The sequence below is a fragment of the Xenorhabdus taiwanensis genome (assembly GCF_036512875.1).
GTDB classification, from domain to species: Bacteria; Pseudomonadota; Gammaproteobacteria; order Enterobacterales; family Enterobacteriaceae; genus Xenorhabdus; species Xenorhabdus taiwanensis.
Genome location: NZ_AP028978.1, coordinates 1,184,300 through 1,199,459, shown reverse-complemented (window position 1 = coordinate 1,199,459; position 15,160 = coordinate 1,184,300). Strand labels below are relative to the sequence as shown.

The following is a 15,160-nucleotide window of genomic DNA, read 5'->3' as shown; positions in this document are numbered from 1 at the left end:
AATTGTTATCATCCCTATTCTCTAAGATATTTTATTTGACCACCAGTGGTGGTCTTTTTCTTTTTTAACGCCCTGCATGAAGTTTTAAATACTCTTCAAAGATCATGTTATCTTGCTGTTCAAGGTCATGCTGACGCGACACAGAAGCTTCACGCTCAACAGAAAAATTTTCATCATTCAGAATTGAATAATGTTCTTCAATCAATTCGTTATGATACTGACCTGCCAGTTCTAATCCAAAACCAACTATCCCCTGAGATTTCATTTTGTCCAGGACACGTGCTGAAAACGTTAGTGATGGATTTTCAAACATATTAACCAATTTTTTACAGACTAATTGATATTGAGTCCCTGAACAGGCATCCAGGACTTCAGCAACTCGCTCTAAATCTCTGAATAATTCTTGTCCCACAATCTTAAGCGGTTGTTGTTCAATCCCATAACCAAGACCAATAGACAACCCTGGTTTACGCCCTTCTAAGATAACTTTATTCCAGTTTCCACGACAACAGGCGAGCTCTTCACTTCCCATTTCAGGGGCATCAGCCAAAGCACACCATATCAAAAATAAGTCAAGAAAACGAATTTGCGTCTCATCAACCCCAATGGAGGAAAAGGGATTAATATCTAAAGAACGCACTTCAATATATTCTATACCACCTCTCAACAAAGCATCTGAAGGTGATTCTCCCTCTTTCGTGACTCGCTTTGGCCGAATTGGTGCGTATAACTCATTTTCAATTTGAAGAACATTAGTATTGAGCTGTAAATACTTATTTCCTTTTTTGATACCAATTGCCGCAAATTCTTCAGATGGCTTATGAATTGCTTTCTTAAGCCCTTCTACATAGGTATGAAGATGATTAAAAGTAATATTCAGATCACTTTGCGATTTGTTGGTATACCCCAAGTCACTCATCCTCAACGAAGTCGCATAAGGCAGATAACAAGTTCCCCTTTCTGTTTTCTCAAAAGATAATGCTGTATTTCGTCCACGTAAGAATGAAGAACAGATTGCCGGTGATGCACCAAATAAATAAGGGATCACCCAGCCAAAGCGGTAATAATTGCGGATCAAACGAAGGTAACCATCTGAAATCTGCTCTTTTCCTGTTTCGGCGTCTTTAATACCTAACCACGCCTGCCAAAAACTCATTGGCAAAGAAAAGTTATAATGCACACCAGAAATTGTTTGCATTAGTGCGCCATAACGGCTCTTTAATCCTTCACGGTACAAGGTCTTAAAGCGGCCCAAGTTAGACGTACCATATTGAGCCAAAGTGATATTTTCTTCTTCGTCGATAAAACATGGCATACTTAAAGGCCACATTTTTTCATTGTCCAGATTCCGAGCGGTATAGATATGCAAATCTTTAAGGAAAGCAATAGTTCTATCTATATTGCTATCAACAGGGGTAATAAACTCCAATAGAGATTCAGCAAAATCAGTTGTAATCCATTTATGCGTTAAAGAAGCACCAAGTGATTTTGGATGCTCCGTCTTAGCTAAATGACCGTCTGGAGTAACACGCAATGTTTCACGCTCAATGCCACGACAAATACCGTTTAATACAGTTGGGTTTGCCTCTAACCAAGACAATGCTTTTGATACGTCCGGGATCAATTTGTCCTCCCGTGGAGTTTAAAAGATTATTACTAAAAGTTTACTTTATATGAAACAAGTCAAGTTGTCGCTGATTACATAAAGGTAGCAATACACTTCCGCCCAAATTATAAACAGAATTAATAAAAAAAATATTATCTTTAAACGGAAATAAAAAGAAAAACCCTTGCCTGATAAGGCAAGGGTTTTAAGCTGGTGCATCCAGGAGGATTCGAACCTCCGACCGCTCGGTTCGTAGCCGAGTACTCTATCCAGCTGAGCTATGGATGCATTGTCGGTTTCTATTTCTACTCAGGCGCTATTTATTGCCTGACTTGATAGAATTAGGTTATCCCAAAAGTCAGGATATTTAAAATGGTGCATCCAGGAGGATTCGAACCTCCGACCGCTCGGTTCGTAGCCGAGTACTCTATCCAGCTGAGCTATGGATGCATTGTCGGTTTCTATTTCTGCTCAGGCGCTATTGATTGCCTGACTTGATAGAATTGGGATTTCCCGAATTCGGGACATCTAAAATGGTGCATCCAGGAGGATTCGAACCTCCGACCGCTCGGTTCGTAGCCGAGTACTCTATCCAGCTGAGCTATGGATGCGTTGTCGGTTTTCTATTTCTGCTCAGGCGCTAATGACTGCCTGACTAGAATTGAGATACCTAAAAAATCGCGGTATTTAAATGGTGCATCCAGGAGGATTCGAACCTCCGACCGCTCGGTTCGTAGCCGAGTACTCTATCCAGCTGAGCTATGGATGCATATTAATGGCGGTGAGGGAGGGATTCGAACCCTCGATGCAGCTCTTAACCACATACTCCCTTAGCAGGGGAGCGCCTTCAGCCTCTCGGCCACCTCACCATTTTTAAAACCTGCGACTTAGAAGCTTTCACTTCATAGCTCTTCGAATCTTTACTTCCGGTATTTACTCAGAAGCTTTTCTTCAAGCTCTTCGTCGCTGCGATGGCGCACATATTACTTTCCCTGCCTGATAAGTCAAACAATTTTTCGAAACTTTTTTCCGTTTGAACACTTAGCGCACAAAATGCTTGGTTTGGCATCTAAGAGACTGTTTTATCAACAATGAAATTGTCTAAAAACCGTTAAAATTTATGAAAATGATTATTCATCTCTATGGCCTCATGAACGATGCTTTTTCAACAGATAGAAAATAAAAAGACATGAGAGAATAGAATCAAGGTATCAAAAAGAGATAAACATAGCAGGGTGACAAAACAAGGAAGTAAAAAGAAGGGAGTAGAGTAGCGCCCAAGTCTTAAAAGCATGGACGCCATTCTTGAATTAAAAAGTTGTAGGCTGAGATTTCTCCGCCTGAATCCGTTGATAAATTTCTTCACGGTGAACAGAAACTTCCTTGGGCGCATTTACACCAATGCGAACTTGGTTGCCTTTAACTCCCAGTACTGTGACTGTTACCTCATCGCCTATCATGAGCGTTTCACCAACTCGACGAGTCAGAATAAGCATTCTTTGCTCCTTGAAAATTTAAAAGAGTCGGGTCTCTAGGTTTCCCCGCTATTATCCATCAAACACCGTGAAAACGTAAAGCAATGGCATCTACTTAAAGTATAAGCAGTTTTGAACACATTTCCTATATCTATAGGATAGCTAAAATATAAGTATGTGCCCAACATTTCAACAATTTCACAACAAAAAACATTTGGCACCATAAAAAATACTTTCATGGTGCCACTGCTGTCACGGCAATACCAACTATAACCGCAATGTTACCCACTCTTCTACACTAGCTAATGCGGAAGGAAGAGCTGTTACATCGGTCCCGCCAGCCTGAGCCAGATCAGGACGTCCTCCCCCTTTACCCCCAACCTGCTGGGCAACGAAAGAGATTAAATCGCCTGCTTTTATTCTAGCAGTCAAATCCTTCGTTATACCAACAATTAGACTGACTTTATCACCAGTCACTGTAGAAAGCACAATAATTGCTGATCCTAACTGATTTTTTAGATCATCAACCATCGTCCTAAGCATTTTCGGTTCTGTATCACCTAATTGTGTCACCAGTAAACGAACACCTTGGATTTCCTTGGCTTGGTTTGCCAAGGAAGAACTTTCCTGAGCTGCTTGCTGAGATTTCAACTGTTGCAACTCTTTTTCCAACTGTTTCGTTCTGTCCAGTGTCGTTTTCACTTTCTCATTCAGGCTACTGATATCACCTTTCACCAGATGAGCGATGTCTTGCAGTAAATCAGTCTGCTGATAGACAGAGTTTAGCGCAGTTTGCCCCGTAATAGCTTCAATACGGCGAATCCCTGCTGCTGTGCCTGATTCACTAGATATACGGAACAACCCTATATCACCTGTGTGACTCGCATGAGTACCACCACATAATTCGGTAGAAAAACCTCCCATGCTAAGTACACGTACCTTTTCGTCATACTTCTCGCCAAACAGCGCCATAGCACCTTTGGTTTTTGCTTCTTCCAGCCCCATTAACTCTGTAACAATTGGTGAATTTTTGCGAATCTCTTCATTCACCAAATTTTCGACTTGACGGATCTGTTCTGGCTTCATAGCCTCAAAGTGAGAGAAGTCAAAGCGCAGATACTTATCATTTACCAAAGAACCTTTCTGGGCAACATGTTCTCCCAAAATTTGACGTAATGCCGCATGTAACAAATGGGTCGCTGAGTGATTCAAACGAATTGCACCTCTGCGTACCACATCAATTTCAGCATTAACTGTATGATTAACGCTCAAACTACCACTTGTCAACTTACCAATGTGGCCGATTGCCTGAGCATATTTTTGTGTATCGACGACGTCGAATACACCTTTGTCGTACGACAATTGACCCGTATCACCAACCTGTCCACCAGATTCAGCGTAGAATGCAGTTTTATCAAGTATAATGATCGCTTCTTCACCAGCGTGAATTTTCTCAACAGCTTGGCCATTGCGGAAGATAGCGATAACAGCAGCTTGCTGTGAATTATGTTCATAACCACAAAAATCACTGCGTCCATCAACTTTGATCAGTTCATTGTAATCAGTACCAAAGCCACTGGATTCACGAGCACGGCGACGCTGGTTTTCCATCGCTACATCAAAACCAGCTTCATCTACTTTGATATTACGTTCGCGGCAAACATCCGCTGTCAGGTCAACAGGGAAACCATAAGTATCATACAAGCGGAAAGCGGTTTCACCGTCGAGCGTATCACCAGATAATTTAGCCAGCTCTTCATCCAGTAACTGCAAACCACGTTCCAAAGTACGAGCAAACTGTTCCTCTTCGGTTTTTAATACCTGCTCAACCAAAGTCTGCTGCTGTTTCAGCTCTTCACCAGCCGCCCCCATGAATTTAATCAATGGTGCAACGAGCTTGTAGAAGAAGGCTTCTTTTGCCCCCAACATGTTGCCATGACGAACAGCACGGCGAATGATACGACGAAGAACGTAGCCACGATTTTCGTTGGATGGAATAACCCCATCGCAAATCAGAAACGCACATGCACGGATATGGTCTGCAACAACACGCAGAGATTTATTGGTAAGATCTATTGCTCCTGTCACTTCTGCAACCGAAGTAATTAAGCTTTGGAATAGATCAATCTCGTAGTTGGAGTTGACGTGTTGCAAAACGGCTGTGATACGCTCCAGCCCCATGCCAGTATCAACGGAAGGTTTTGGTAACGGCTCCATAGTGCCATCGGCATGACGATTGAATTGCATGAAAACGATGTTCCAAATTTCAATATATCTGTCACCGTCTTCTTCTGGGCTGCCTGGAGGGCCCCCCCAAATATGTTCACCATGGTCGTAAAAAATTTCCGTACAAGGACCACATGGGCCAGTATCCCCCATTTGCCAGAAATTATCTGACGCATATGGAGCACCTTTGTTATCCCCTATACGAATGATTCTTTCCGCTGGAACACCCACTTCCTTATGCCAAATGTCATAAGCCTCATCGTCTGTCTCATAAACCGTAACCCACAGCTTTTCTTTTGGCAGGTTAAACCACTCTTCGCTGGTCAATAATTCCCATGCGTATCTAATTGCATCTTGTTTAAAATAATCGCCAAAACTGAAGTTACCCAACATTTCGAAGAAAGTGTGGTGACGGGCGGTATAACCCACATTTTCTAAATCGTTATGTTTACCGCCAGCACGAACGCAGCGCTGAGCCGTTGTTGCTCTAGAATAAGGTCTATTATCCAACCCTAAAAAGACATCTTTAAACTGGTTCATTCCTGCGTTGGTGAACAACAAGGTTGGATCATTGGTTGGCACTAACGAGCTGCTTGGTACTATCTGGTGCCCTTTAGTATGAAAAAAGTCAAGAAACGCCTGACGGATCTCAGCGGTGCTTTTGCTCATAATTGTCCCGAAATCAAGCTGAAAAAACAGATCTATGAATGGTTGAGGTGGTATATCGTGTCACCATTTCAACTCACGAATAAATTAAAGTAGGGTTAAGATAGAGTGTCTTCCATAAGAAGTAAAATCCCATATAAATCCATTCGCTTTCCAGCATTGTAATTCGTCTAAAGATTTTCTGAAAGTCTGTTCGTTACACCTGTTTCAATACGCCTATTTCAAGAATATTTATTTCCTCCAGGAAGACAGGTGTAAAAATAAAAACCACACCCGATATGGATGTGGTTTTTAGAAGCCAAATTAGCTCTGTCTTATGACTGAATTGGAAGACAAATAATTAATTAAAACTCTTCGTGATTCACTTCTTCGCTGTTGTCTTCATAATCTGTCACATAATCCGTAGCTGCACTACTGAACTCACCTGTATTATTCAACAATAAATCGCGCAGTTTTTTATCCAACTCGGACGCAATTTCTGAGTGTTCTTTCAGATACATAGTGGCATTGGCTTTACCTTGTCCAATTTTCTCACCATTGTAGCTATACCATGCTCCTGCTTTTTCTACCATTTTATGTTTAACACCCAGATCGACCAACTCACCAAAAGTGTTGATACCTTCACCATAGAGAATTTGGAATTCGGCCTGTTTAAATGGTGCAGCAACCTTGTTCTTGACCACTTTCACACGCGTTTCGCTACCAACCACTTCATCGCCATTTTTTACCGAACCAGTACGGCGAATATCCAAACGGACAGATGCGTAGAACTTCAGCGCATTACCACCTGTGGTCGTTTCAGGGTTACCAAACATCACACCAATTTTCATGCGGATCTGGTTGATAAAAATCAACAGGGTATTCGAGTTTTTCAAATTTCCCGCTAACTTACGCATCGCTTGGCTCATCATACGTGCAGCCAGGCCCATATGAGAATCGCCTATTTCACCTTCAATTTCTGCTTTTGGTGTTAATGCTGCAACAGAGTCAACAATAATCACATCAACAGCACCAGAACGTGACAGGGCATCACAGATTTCCAATGCCTGTTCGCCAGTATCAGGCTGAGAACACAACAGATTATCAATATCTACACCCAGTTTTTTCGCATAAACCGGATCAAGAGCATGTTCGGCATCAATAAAAGCACAAGTTCTGCCTTCGCGCTGAGCAGCGGCAATGACTTGCAGTGTCAGCGTTGTTTTACCGGAAGATTCTGGGCCGTATATTTCAACAATACGGCCCATTGGCAAACCACCCGCACCCAATGCAATATCCAGAGATAGAGAACCGGTAGAGATGGTTTCAACATCCATTGAGCGGTTTTCACCCAAACGCATGATGGAACCTTTACCAAATTGTTTCTCAATTTGGCCCAGCGCTGCTGCCAGTGCTTTTTGTTTGTTTTCATCGTTAGCCATGTTTACTCCTTCGCAAGCAATGAAGGGGCTGCCTCACTGCTGATAAACTGTTTCTGATACCAAAGTGCTGTATGATTATACAGTATAATCATACAGCATCAAGCTAATTTTTTATGATTTCACTCAATAAGGTTTTCAAAGAAAAAATGACGGCGTGTAGACGCACAGCATTGCGATCACCCGAAAAATGCTGGCGATATGTTACAGTCTGGATGTTTTCATTAACGTAAAAGGCAAACCCAAACCAAACTGTACCAGTTGGTTTTTCCTCACTTCCGCCTTCTGGCCCAGCAATGCCGCTGACCGCAACAGAAACGTCTGCCTTAGCGACGATTAATGCCCCTGTAGCCATCTCTTTTACGATCTGCTCACTTACTGCACCAAATTGCGCCAATGACTCTGGCAAGACGCCCAGCATTTCATGCTTAGCATCATTACTGTAAGTCACAAAACCACGATTAAAGTAGGCTGAACTTCCCGCAATATCTGTGATCACTTTAGCTATCCACCCCCCTGTGCAAGATTCTGCACAGGTCACGGATAATTTTTTCCGTTTTAATCTCTTTCCAAGTTCAATACTAAGCTGATTCAGGATTTTTTCATCCATAACAGGCCTTCAATTCTATAAGAAATTAATTTTTCCGAAGCAGATCCCAAATCCACAGTCCCCCAATTGCCAAAGAAAGCAAGATACCAAAACCAATGCCAACAGCAACGACCGAAGCTCCCGCCATAACGGAAACCGAATACAGCCCTAACATTACCAGCATAGCACTATTTTCGCCCAGATTTTGCACAGCAACGGCTTTACCTGCTCCCATCGCATGCTTTCCATGTTCTTGCAATAGCGCATTTAATGGAACGACGAAAAGGCCACCAAATACGCCAAGGATGATCAAAATTAAGTAGGAAAATACGATTGATTGCTGAGTAACGAAAAGAATGACCATGAACCCAATTAAGATCCCTGCAGGCATACAGCGGCGCACGGTTTTCAATGTAATAAACCGCGCAGCTAAACCTGCTCCAACAATGATACCAATCGCAACTACTGCATTCATCAATGTAGGGGTCGTATTGCCATCAATCCCCAGCATAACAGGAACCCATGCGACTAACAGGAAGCGCAGCGTGATACCCGCGCCCCAAAATAGGCTGGTACCTACCAGTGAGAAGCGCGTTTCCTGATTACGCCAAAGTGAAGCACAAACCGTCATGAAATCCCCCAACATTTTTTTGGGATTCCAACCTTTGCCTTCACGAGCCGCCGTCAGGCGAGGTATAAAGAAATTGGATATGACTGCGGCACCATACAATAAGGCACAAAGCCCTAACGCCAGTACCAAACTCACATCAGAAAGAAAACCGCCAGCAACTGAACCAATCAGGATAGCTGCAATGGTAGAGGCTTCCATCATGCCATTGGCTTTTACCAAACGTCCACCATCTGTCAACTCTCCTAAGATCCCATACTTAGCAGGAGAATAGGCCGCAGCCCCAATTCCCACTAAGGTATATCCCAGAAAAGGATTCATATCGATACAGATGCTGATGGCACCAAGCAATTTGACGCCATTAGAAAAGAGCATGACACTCCCTTTTGCAAACCGATCAGCAATTTGTCCGACAAAAGGGGCAAATATGATATAAGTCAGGACAAAAACAATTTGCAGAACTGGCCAACTCCATTCAGGATAAGACTCTGCTTTTAATTGGGCTAAGATGGCAAAAAACAAAGCATTATCAGCAAAAGCAGAAAGAAATTGTGACAGCAATACTGCTTTCATTCCGCGGGATAATAGCGGTTGTGTCTCTACAGTGACATCCATTTCCTTACTCCTGTTCAGCCATTTCTCTTAGGGTAACAAAATCCGGTTTGCCACTGCCGAGCAAAGGAAGTTGCTGCACATACCGAATATCTCGTGGAACCGATAACTCAGGCATTCCTATTTCACGTGCTACTCCCAGCATTTTGTTTCTATTTAGATTTGCATCTGTAGTGAACAATACCAGTGCTTCGCCTTTGCTTCGATCACTTCTGGTTGTAGCCGCATGTAGCGCCTCAGTAGAAACGTGAGAAGCTATTTGTTCTACCGCTTCAAGAGAAACCATTTCCCCTGCAAGCTTGGCAAATCGTTTCATACGTCCTTTGATAGTACAGAAACCCTCTTCATCAATAGAAACGATATCTCCGGTATCATACCAGCCGATTTGATTATTTCCTTCGGCGTCTTCGGCAGATGGTGGTTCCAAACGATCAGGTGCTTCAACTCGCAGATATCCTTTCATAACATTTGGCCCACGTAGCTGTAAGCGGCCTCCTCCTTCAATACCCTGTATAGGCAATAAACGGGCTTCCATACCAGGTAAGATCCGCCCGATTGTTCCCGTTTTTGCCGCCATCGGTACATTGATTGCCACTACCGGCGCACATTCCGTCACTCCATAACCTTCCAGAATACGGATGCCAAATTTATCTTGCCAAATTCGCTTGGTGTTTTCGGACAGTTTTTCTGCTCCGGCCACCACATAACGCAGACGGGCAAAATCATAAGGATGAGCAAAACGAGCATAATTACCTAAGAAAGTCGACGTTCCGAATAACACGGTACAATTTTGGTCATAGACTAGTTCAGGCACGACACGATAATGTAAGGGGCTTGGGTAAAGGAATACCCGACTGCCTGTCATTAATGGAGTAAATAAACCAACTGTTAGGCCAAAAGCATGAAACAGTGGCAAAGAAGACATAAAGCGATCCAACGGAGTAAAATCCGCAACAGTTTTTATCTGCTCAACGTTCGCCAATAAGCTGGTATGACTGTGAACAACACCTTTTGGTACACCTTCTGAGCCTGATGTAAACAGGATCAATGCTTCATCATCCGGCTTTTGCGAAGTCAAAATGGCTTTGGAAGGGAAAATTAAATGCCACAATATCCAAAGTTTATCTTCCCGCGTGATCGTGTCCTTTAAATCTTCGAGATATATCCAATTAGCTTCAGTCACTTGTTCTGGCAGATGAGATAATTGCCCTTTTTCCAGAAATTGGCGGGATGTTACGATGGTTTTAATGGTTGCCGCCTGCATAGCATTCTTAATACCACGGCTTCCTGCCGTATAGTTTAAAAGAGCCGGTATTCGCCCTTTTAACGAAGCACCATATAGGGTAGCCGCCATTACAATCGCATTTGGCAACAGCAGGCCGATGCGTTCACCTTCTTGTGTAAAGCGTTCTAAGATCCGGCTAATGCCCAATATTTTTTTCAGTAATGAATGATAGCTATCTTCTTTAAAATTCACATCTTCAATGCAGGACTTAAAACGTCCGAAGCGTTTTTGTGCAGTCAAGTAGGCGCTGAATAACGTTTCCTTTGGGCGCGTCTGCATTCTCACATCCATCATAATGGCGCGGAGATGTTCTCCGACTAAACGACGACGTGTTGTTGAATCAGATGCATCCGGCATTGGCAGATCAACGGCAGGTAAAATGTTGAGGGTGATTTTCGGAAACCAGTGCAACTTCACAATGCCTTTTAACCGACCAAAAACCGTTTGTTCTGCTCCCTCAATTCGGATTGGTACTACTTTTGCGCCTGATTTCGCGGCAATAAAAGCGGCACCATCATAAATTTTCATAAGGGAGCCAGTTACAGTGATCCTCCCTTCAGGGAAAATCACAATCGGACGCCCTTTATCCACTTCTTTAACCAATGTCCTGACTGCCATAGGGTTATTAGGATCCAAAGGTACAACATCCGCATAAGATTTGATAAATTTGAGAAAACCGCGAGTCGCGATATTAGAATAAACAGCAAATACAGGCTTTATTGGCAGGAATAGCCCAATTAACAGGCCATCCAGAAATGAAACATGATTGGGAGTAATAATGCATTTGGTGTGTTGTTGTAACTGTTTGATATCACCTTCAATGGTAACTCTGAAGAGTACACGAATAAGTAATCGAATAAAATTTAAGAGCATATCCATATCTCAAATATAATTAATAAAACTAAAGTGAGTAAACAGAACAATACTATAAGTTGTATAGGCGATTTGTTATATCAGATTTCCCTGTCGGTTAAAAAATAAACTTAAACGCCGTCGATATATCAAATTAGTTTGTTTTTCTGGTTTAATATGTAGGATTTAACGTGAGATACGATATCTTCTGTTGCGAGATTGGCATCAACGATGAAATTGGCACACTCTTGGTATAATGGCTCTCTTTCAACCAATATTCCCTCCATTTCTTCTATAATGGACTTTCCTGTCAGACTGGGACGCTGTGAATTTTCTGGATTGAGAGATAAGCGCTGACTCAAAACTTCTGCGGATGTCTGTAAATAAATCACAATACCATTTTGTTGCATATACTGGCGATTCTCAAGCGACAACACCATTCCGCCACCTGTTGAAATGACACGTTCACTTTGGCTAACTGCTTTCAACGTTTGGCTTTCTAATTTTCTGAAATGTTCCCAGCCATATTGTTCAACAAGATCAGCTATCGTCATTTTACTCATAGTCTGGATACTTTCATCGGTGTCAATAAATTTATACGACAGCGCTTCAGACAACAACTTACCTATTGTCGTCTTCCCTGCACCTCGTGCACCCACGATGAATAGAGTTTGTTTCATTTCGTTGTTTTCCCGAAGAGTCTATAAAATTAAGCCTAAACATAAAGTATAGTAACTAAATATTTACACTAGTGTAAAAAGGTATTTTTGATGGACCCAAAAGTCACACTGAAAATTAAGTGTGACCAACATAGTTTAATAAAATCTAATTAAAGTAGGATATAGTCAACTACGAGGCAAATAATCACCATAACCAATCCACTTATACGTTGTCAGTGCATCAAGTCCCATTGGGCCTCGGGAGTGTAATTTCTGAGTACTGACAGCCACTTCAGCCCCCAAACCAAATTGTCCGCCATCCGTAAAACGCGTGCTGGCATTTACATATACTGCGGCTGAATCCACATGACGCACAAAGTAATCGGCTTGCTGCAAAGATTCCGTCAGGATTGCATCGGAATGAGCGGTGCCATAAGTACGAATGTGCTCAATAGCGCGATCGATATCACTGACAATTTCCACATTCATATCCAGAGATAACCATTCATCACAGTAATCTTCTTCTGCCACATCAACAACAGTTGCAGGACCATCTTTCAGCAATGTCATTGCTGATTTGCTTGCGTGTAATGTCACGCCCTGATCTTTCATTTTGGTACTCAAAACTGGCAGAAAATCGGCTGCTATTTTTTCATGCACCAATAATGTTTCCAGTGAATTACAGGCACTTGGACGCTGAACTTTCGCATTAGTAATGATTTCCAGTGCTTTTTCAATATTGATGGTTTCATCCACAAATGTATGACAAACACCAATACCGCCAGTGATCACGGGAATAGTCGATTGTTCCCGACACAATTTATGTAACCCTGCTCCGCCTCGAGGGATCAACATATCGACATAACGATCCATTTTCAGCAAAGCAGCTACCAATTCACGATCAGGTTTACTGATAGCCTGAACCGCAGCCGCCGGCAATCCACTTTGTTCCAATGCCTGCTGGATGACTTTAACCATCGCTTGATTTGTATGGTGAGTCTCTTTACCACCACGCAGTATCACTGCATTACCCGTTTTCAGACATAACGATGCCACATCAATGGTAACATTGGGGCGGGCTTCATATATCACGCCAATCACGCCCAACGGAACTCGGCGACGGCTCAATTGCAACCCATTATCCAATAATTGCCCATCGATAACTTGCCCTACAGGATCAGCCAAACGGCAGACCTGACGCACATCATTAGCAATGGTATTCAGCCGTTCCGGTGTCAGTAATAACCGATCGAGTAGTGCTGCACTCATTCCCTGTTCGCGGGCTTGCTTCATATCTTGCTGGTTAGCAGCAAGAATCACTTCAATCTCCGTCTCCAACAAATCAGCAATGTGATTCAACGCTTGATTTTTCTGGCTGGTACTCAATTGCGCCAACTGCCACGATGCGGCCTTGGCTGCTTTTCCCATTTGCTCTAGCATGGTGAAATCCTTAACTCACGATCAATTCATTAAATTACGATCAAATCATCACGGTGAACTGCAACAGCGCCATATTCATAACCTAATATCTGGCTAATTTGTTGTGAATGATGGCCTGCAATCAGACGTAACGCATCACTGTTGTAACGGCAAACACCATGAGCCAAATCTTTACCCGATAAGCTACGGATGCAAATAACTTCACCGCGGGAAAAATCACCTTTAACGTTTTTGATCCCTTTTGGCAGCAATGAGCTACCTTTCCCAACAATCGCCACTTCTGCACCATGATCGACTATAATTTCCCCCGCCGGAGGTGCCCCAAAAATCCAGCGCTTACGGTTTTCCATTGGGCTGGTCAGGCCATGAAAGCGTGTTCCAACTGGTTTTCCTGTAATAACATCAGCAATAACATCCGGCCTATTACCCGCGGCAATAATGACATCAATTCCAGCACGTCCAGCCACGCCTGCCGCCTGAAGTTTTGTTGCCATTCCTCCTGTTCCTAATCCCGATACACTGTCCCCTGCCATCATTTTCAGTTCATCACTGATGTCATGCACTTCAGGGATCAATTTTGCATCAGGGTTACTACGAGGATCTGCGGTATAAAGCCCTGCTATATCTGTCAGAAGCAACAATTTATCCGCACTGCCCAAAATAGCAGCCAGTGCAGAAAGATTATCATTATCACCCACTTTAATTTCTGCTGTCGCAACGGCATCATTTTCATTAATAACGGGAACGATGTGATTATCAAGCAAAGCCTGAAGGGTATCTCTTGCATTCAGGAAACGCTCACGATCTTCCAAATCTGCGCGGGTCAGGAGCATTTGCCCAACATGAATACCATAAATAGAAAAAAGCTGCTCCCACAATTGGATCAGACGACTTTGCCCAACGGCTGCCAGCAATTGTTTTGAAGCAATAGTTGCCGGAAGATCAGGGTATCCTAAGTGCTCACGCCCAGCAGCAATCGCACCAGAAGTCACAATAATAATGCGGTGACCTTTTTCATGCTGTTGAGCACACTGACGAACCAGTTCCACAATATGGGCACGATTCAAACGACGAGAGCCACCGGTCAAAACACTCGTTCCCAGTTTTACAACCAATGTTTGGCTGCCATTCATCATATTTCTGCCATTACAGTTAATTTGAAAAACAATTAATTTAAAAAACGATGTTCAGTTTTAACAGGAGAGAAGCGTTATGCCAACTGACATAACGCAAAATTTAGCAAAAGCGGGTTAAAAACAAAATCACGCTATCACTTGCGTTTGCAGAGTGACAGTCTTCTCAGATGGGATCAATGTCAGTTTGAGCGTTTCAAAAGAATCAACCAAACGTTTATGGAATGCCTGTAGCGTTGATTCGAGGTGCTCAAGATCGGCCTTTTTTTTGATATTCATAACATTCCATTCACCCTGTTTATCAAACAAGCCTATCTGATAGTGATAAACAAAACCTTGCTCTTGCTCTTCTAGTTCTAACCACCATCCCCAAAATTCACGTTTTTCCGGTGCCGCTTTGGCACTGACACAAACGGCTAAACAGTCAAAGAAAAAATAACCGTTTTGGCACTTTAATTCACGTACATACGGCCCTAATGCAGAAAAACGCTTTAACAATCTATTTTTAGAATAACTTGCAGATAAAATCATACAAAGGTCTCCTTATATACAGAGCACCTTTGTATCAAAC

11 protein-coding genes and 5 tRNA genes are annotated in these 15,160 nt (G+C 42.7%); all 16 read right to left on the bottom strand.

Features of this window, described 5'->3' with window-relative positions; genetic code table 11:
* Nucleotides 1-64: 64 nt before the first annotated feature.
* On the bottom strand, nt 65-1,624 hold the full coding sequence (gshA, locus tag ACE1SE_RS05435; protein ID WP_374052974.1) for a glutamate--cysteine ligase: 1,560 nt from the start codon (nt 1,622-1,624) through the stop codon (nt 65-67).
* Between the two features lie 193 nt (nt 1,625-1,817).
* A tRNA-Arg gene (locus ACE1SE_RS05430) sits at nt 1,818-1,894 on the bottom strand.
* 85 nt (nt 1,895-1,979) lie between these two features.
* Nucleotides 1,980-2,056 (bottom strand) — tRNA-Arg (locus ACE1SE_RS05425).
* 84 nt (nt 2,057-2,140) lie between these two features.
* A tRNA-Arg gene (locus ACE1SE_RS05420) sits at nt 2,141-2,217 on the bottom strand.
* Between the two features lie 81 nt (nt 2,218-2,298).
* A tRNA-Arg gene (locus ACE1SE_RS05415) sits at nt 2,299-2,375 on the bottom strand.
* Nucleotides 2,376-2,382: 7 nt separating this feature from the next.
* Nucleotides 2,383-2,475: transfer RNA gene (locus ACE1SE_RS05410), tRNA-Ser, on the bottom strand.
* 441 nt (nt 2,476-2,916) lie between these two features.
* The gene (csrA, locus tag ACE1SE_RS05405) at nt 2,917-3,102 is read right to left on the bottom strand and encodes a carbon storage regulator CsrA (RefSeq protein ID WP_010845367.1); all 186 of its coding nucleotides are present in this window, start codon (nt 3,100-3,102) and stop codon (nt 2,917-2,919) included.
* Nucleotides 3,103-3,348: 246 nt separating this feature from the next.
* Nucleotides 3,349-5,976, bottom strand: a complete 2,628-nt coding sequence (gene alaS / locus ACE1SE_RS05400; protein ID WP_374052973.1) for an alanine--tRNA ligase — start codon at nt 5,974-5,976, stop codon at nt 3,349-3,351.
* Between the two features lie 341 nt (nt 5,977-6,317).
* The gene (recA, locus tag ACE1SE_RS05395; RefSeq protein ID WP_374052972.1) at nt 6,318-7,394 is read right to left on the bottom strand and encodes a recombinase RecA; all 1,077 of its coding nucleotides are present in this window, start codon (nt 7,392-7,394) and stop codon (nt 6,318-6,320) included.
* Between the two features lie 103 nt (nt 7,395-7,497).
* Nucleotides 7,498-8,001 (bottom strand): nicotinamide-nucleotide amidase, encoded by a 504-nt coding sequence (pncC, locus tag ACE1SE_RS05390; protein ID WP_374052971.1) that lies wholly within the window; start codon nt 7,999-8,001, stop codon nt 7,498-7,500.
* A gap of 25 nt (nt 8,002-8,026) precedes the next feature.
* Complete coding sequence (gene lplT, locus ACE1SE_RS05385) at nt 8,027-9,223, bottom strand: lysophospholipid transporter LplT (RefSeq protein ID WP_374052970.1); 1,197 nt, start codon at nt 9,221-9,223, stop codon at nt 8,027-8,029.
* A gap of 4 nt (nt 9,224-9,227) precedes the next feature.
* A complete protein-coding gene (aas, locus tag ACE1SE_RS05380) occupies nt 9,228-11,378 on the bottom strand; it encodes a bifunctional acyl-ACP--phospholipid O-acyltransferase/long-chain-fatty-acid--ACP ligase (RefSeq protein ID WP_374052969.1) in 2,151 nt (716 codons plus the stop codon).
* Between the two features lie 128 nt (nt 11,379-11,506).
* A complete protein-coding gene (gene aroL, locus ACE1SE_RS05375) occupies nt 11,507-12,037 on the bottom strand; it encodes a shikimate kinase AroL (protein WP_374052968.1) in 531 nt (176 codons plus the stop codon).
* Between the two features lie 165 nt (nt 12,038-12,202).
* Nucleotides 12,203-13,456 carry a glutamate-5-semialdehyde dehydrogenase gene (gene proA / locus ACE1SE_RS05370; protein ID WP_374052967.1) on the bottom strand — a complete coding sequence of 418 codons (1,254 nt, stop codon included), beginning with the start codon at nt 13,454-13,456 and terminating at the stop codon, nt 12,203-12,205.
* Nucleotides 13,457-13,485: 29 nt separating this feature from the next.
* Entirely contained in the window at nt 13,486-14,589 is a 1,104-nt protein-coding gene (proB, locus tag ACE1SE_RS05365) for a glutamate 5-kinase (RefSeq protein ID WP_445082116.1), read from the bottom strand.
* A gap of 129 nt (nt 14,590-14,718) precedes the next feature.
* Nucleotides 14,719-15,120 (bottom strand): sigma factor-binding protein Crl, encoded by a 402-nt coding sequence (gene crl, locus ACE1SE_RS05360; RefSeq protein ID WP_374052965.1) that lies wholly within the window; start codon nt 15,118-15,120, stop codon nt 14,719-14,721.
* Nucleotides 15,121-15,160 lie beyond the last annotated feature (40 nt).

Bases quoted from the DNA above. Each gene is read 5' to 3' on its own strand.
- csrA (WP_010845367.1), bottom strand. From the start codon at position 3,102: ATGCTTATTCTGACTCGTCGAGTTGGTGAAACGCTCATGATAGGCGAT.
- alaS (WP_374052973.1), bottom strand. From the start codon at position 5,976: ATGAGCAAAAGCACCGCTGAGATCCGTCAGGCGTTTCTTGACTTTTTT.
- recA (WP_374052972.1), bottom strand. From the start codon at position 7,394: ATGGCTAACGATGAAAACAAACAAAAAGCACTGGCAGCAGCGCTGGGC.
- pncC (WP_374052971.1), bottom strand. From the start codon at position 8,001: ATGGATGAAAAAATCCTGAATCAGCTTAGTATTGAACTTGGAAAGAGA.
- lplT (WP_374052970.1), bottom strand. From the start codon at position 9,223: ATGGATGTCACTGTAGAGACACAACCGCTATTATCCCGCGGAATGAAA.
- aas (WP_374052969.1), bottom strand. From the start codon at position 11,378: ATGCTCTTAAATTTTATTCGATTACTTATTCGTGTACTCTTCAGAGTT.
- aroL (WP_374052968.1), bottom strand. From the start codon at position 12,037: ATGAAACAAACTCTATTCATCGTGGGTGCACGAGGTGCAGGGAAGACG.
- proA (WP_374052967.1), bottom strand. From the start codon at position 13,456: ATGCTAGAGCAAATGGGAAAAGCAGCCAAGGCCGCATCGTGGCAGTTG.
- proB (WP_445082116.1), bottom strand. From the start codon at position 14,589: ATGAATGGCAGCCAAACATTGGTTGTAAAACTGGGAACGAGTGTTTTG.
- crl (WP_374052965.1), bottom strand. From the start codon at position 15,120: ATGATTTTATCTGCAAGTTATTCTAAAAATAGATTGTTAAAGCGTTTT.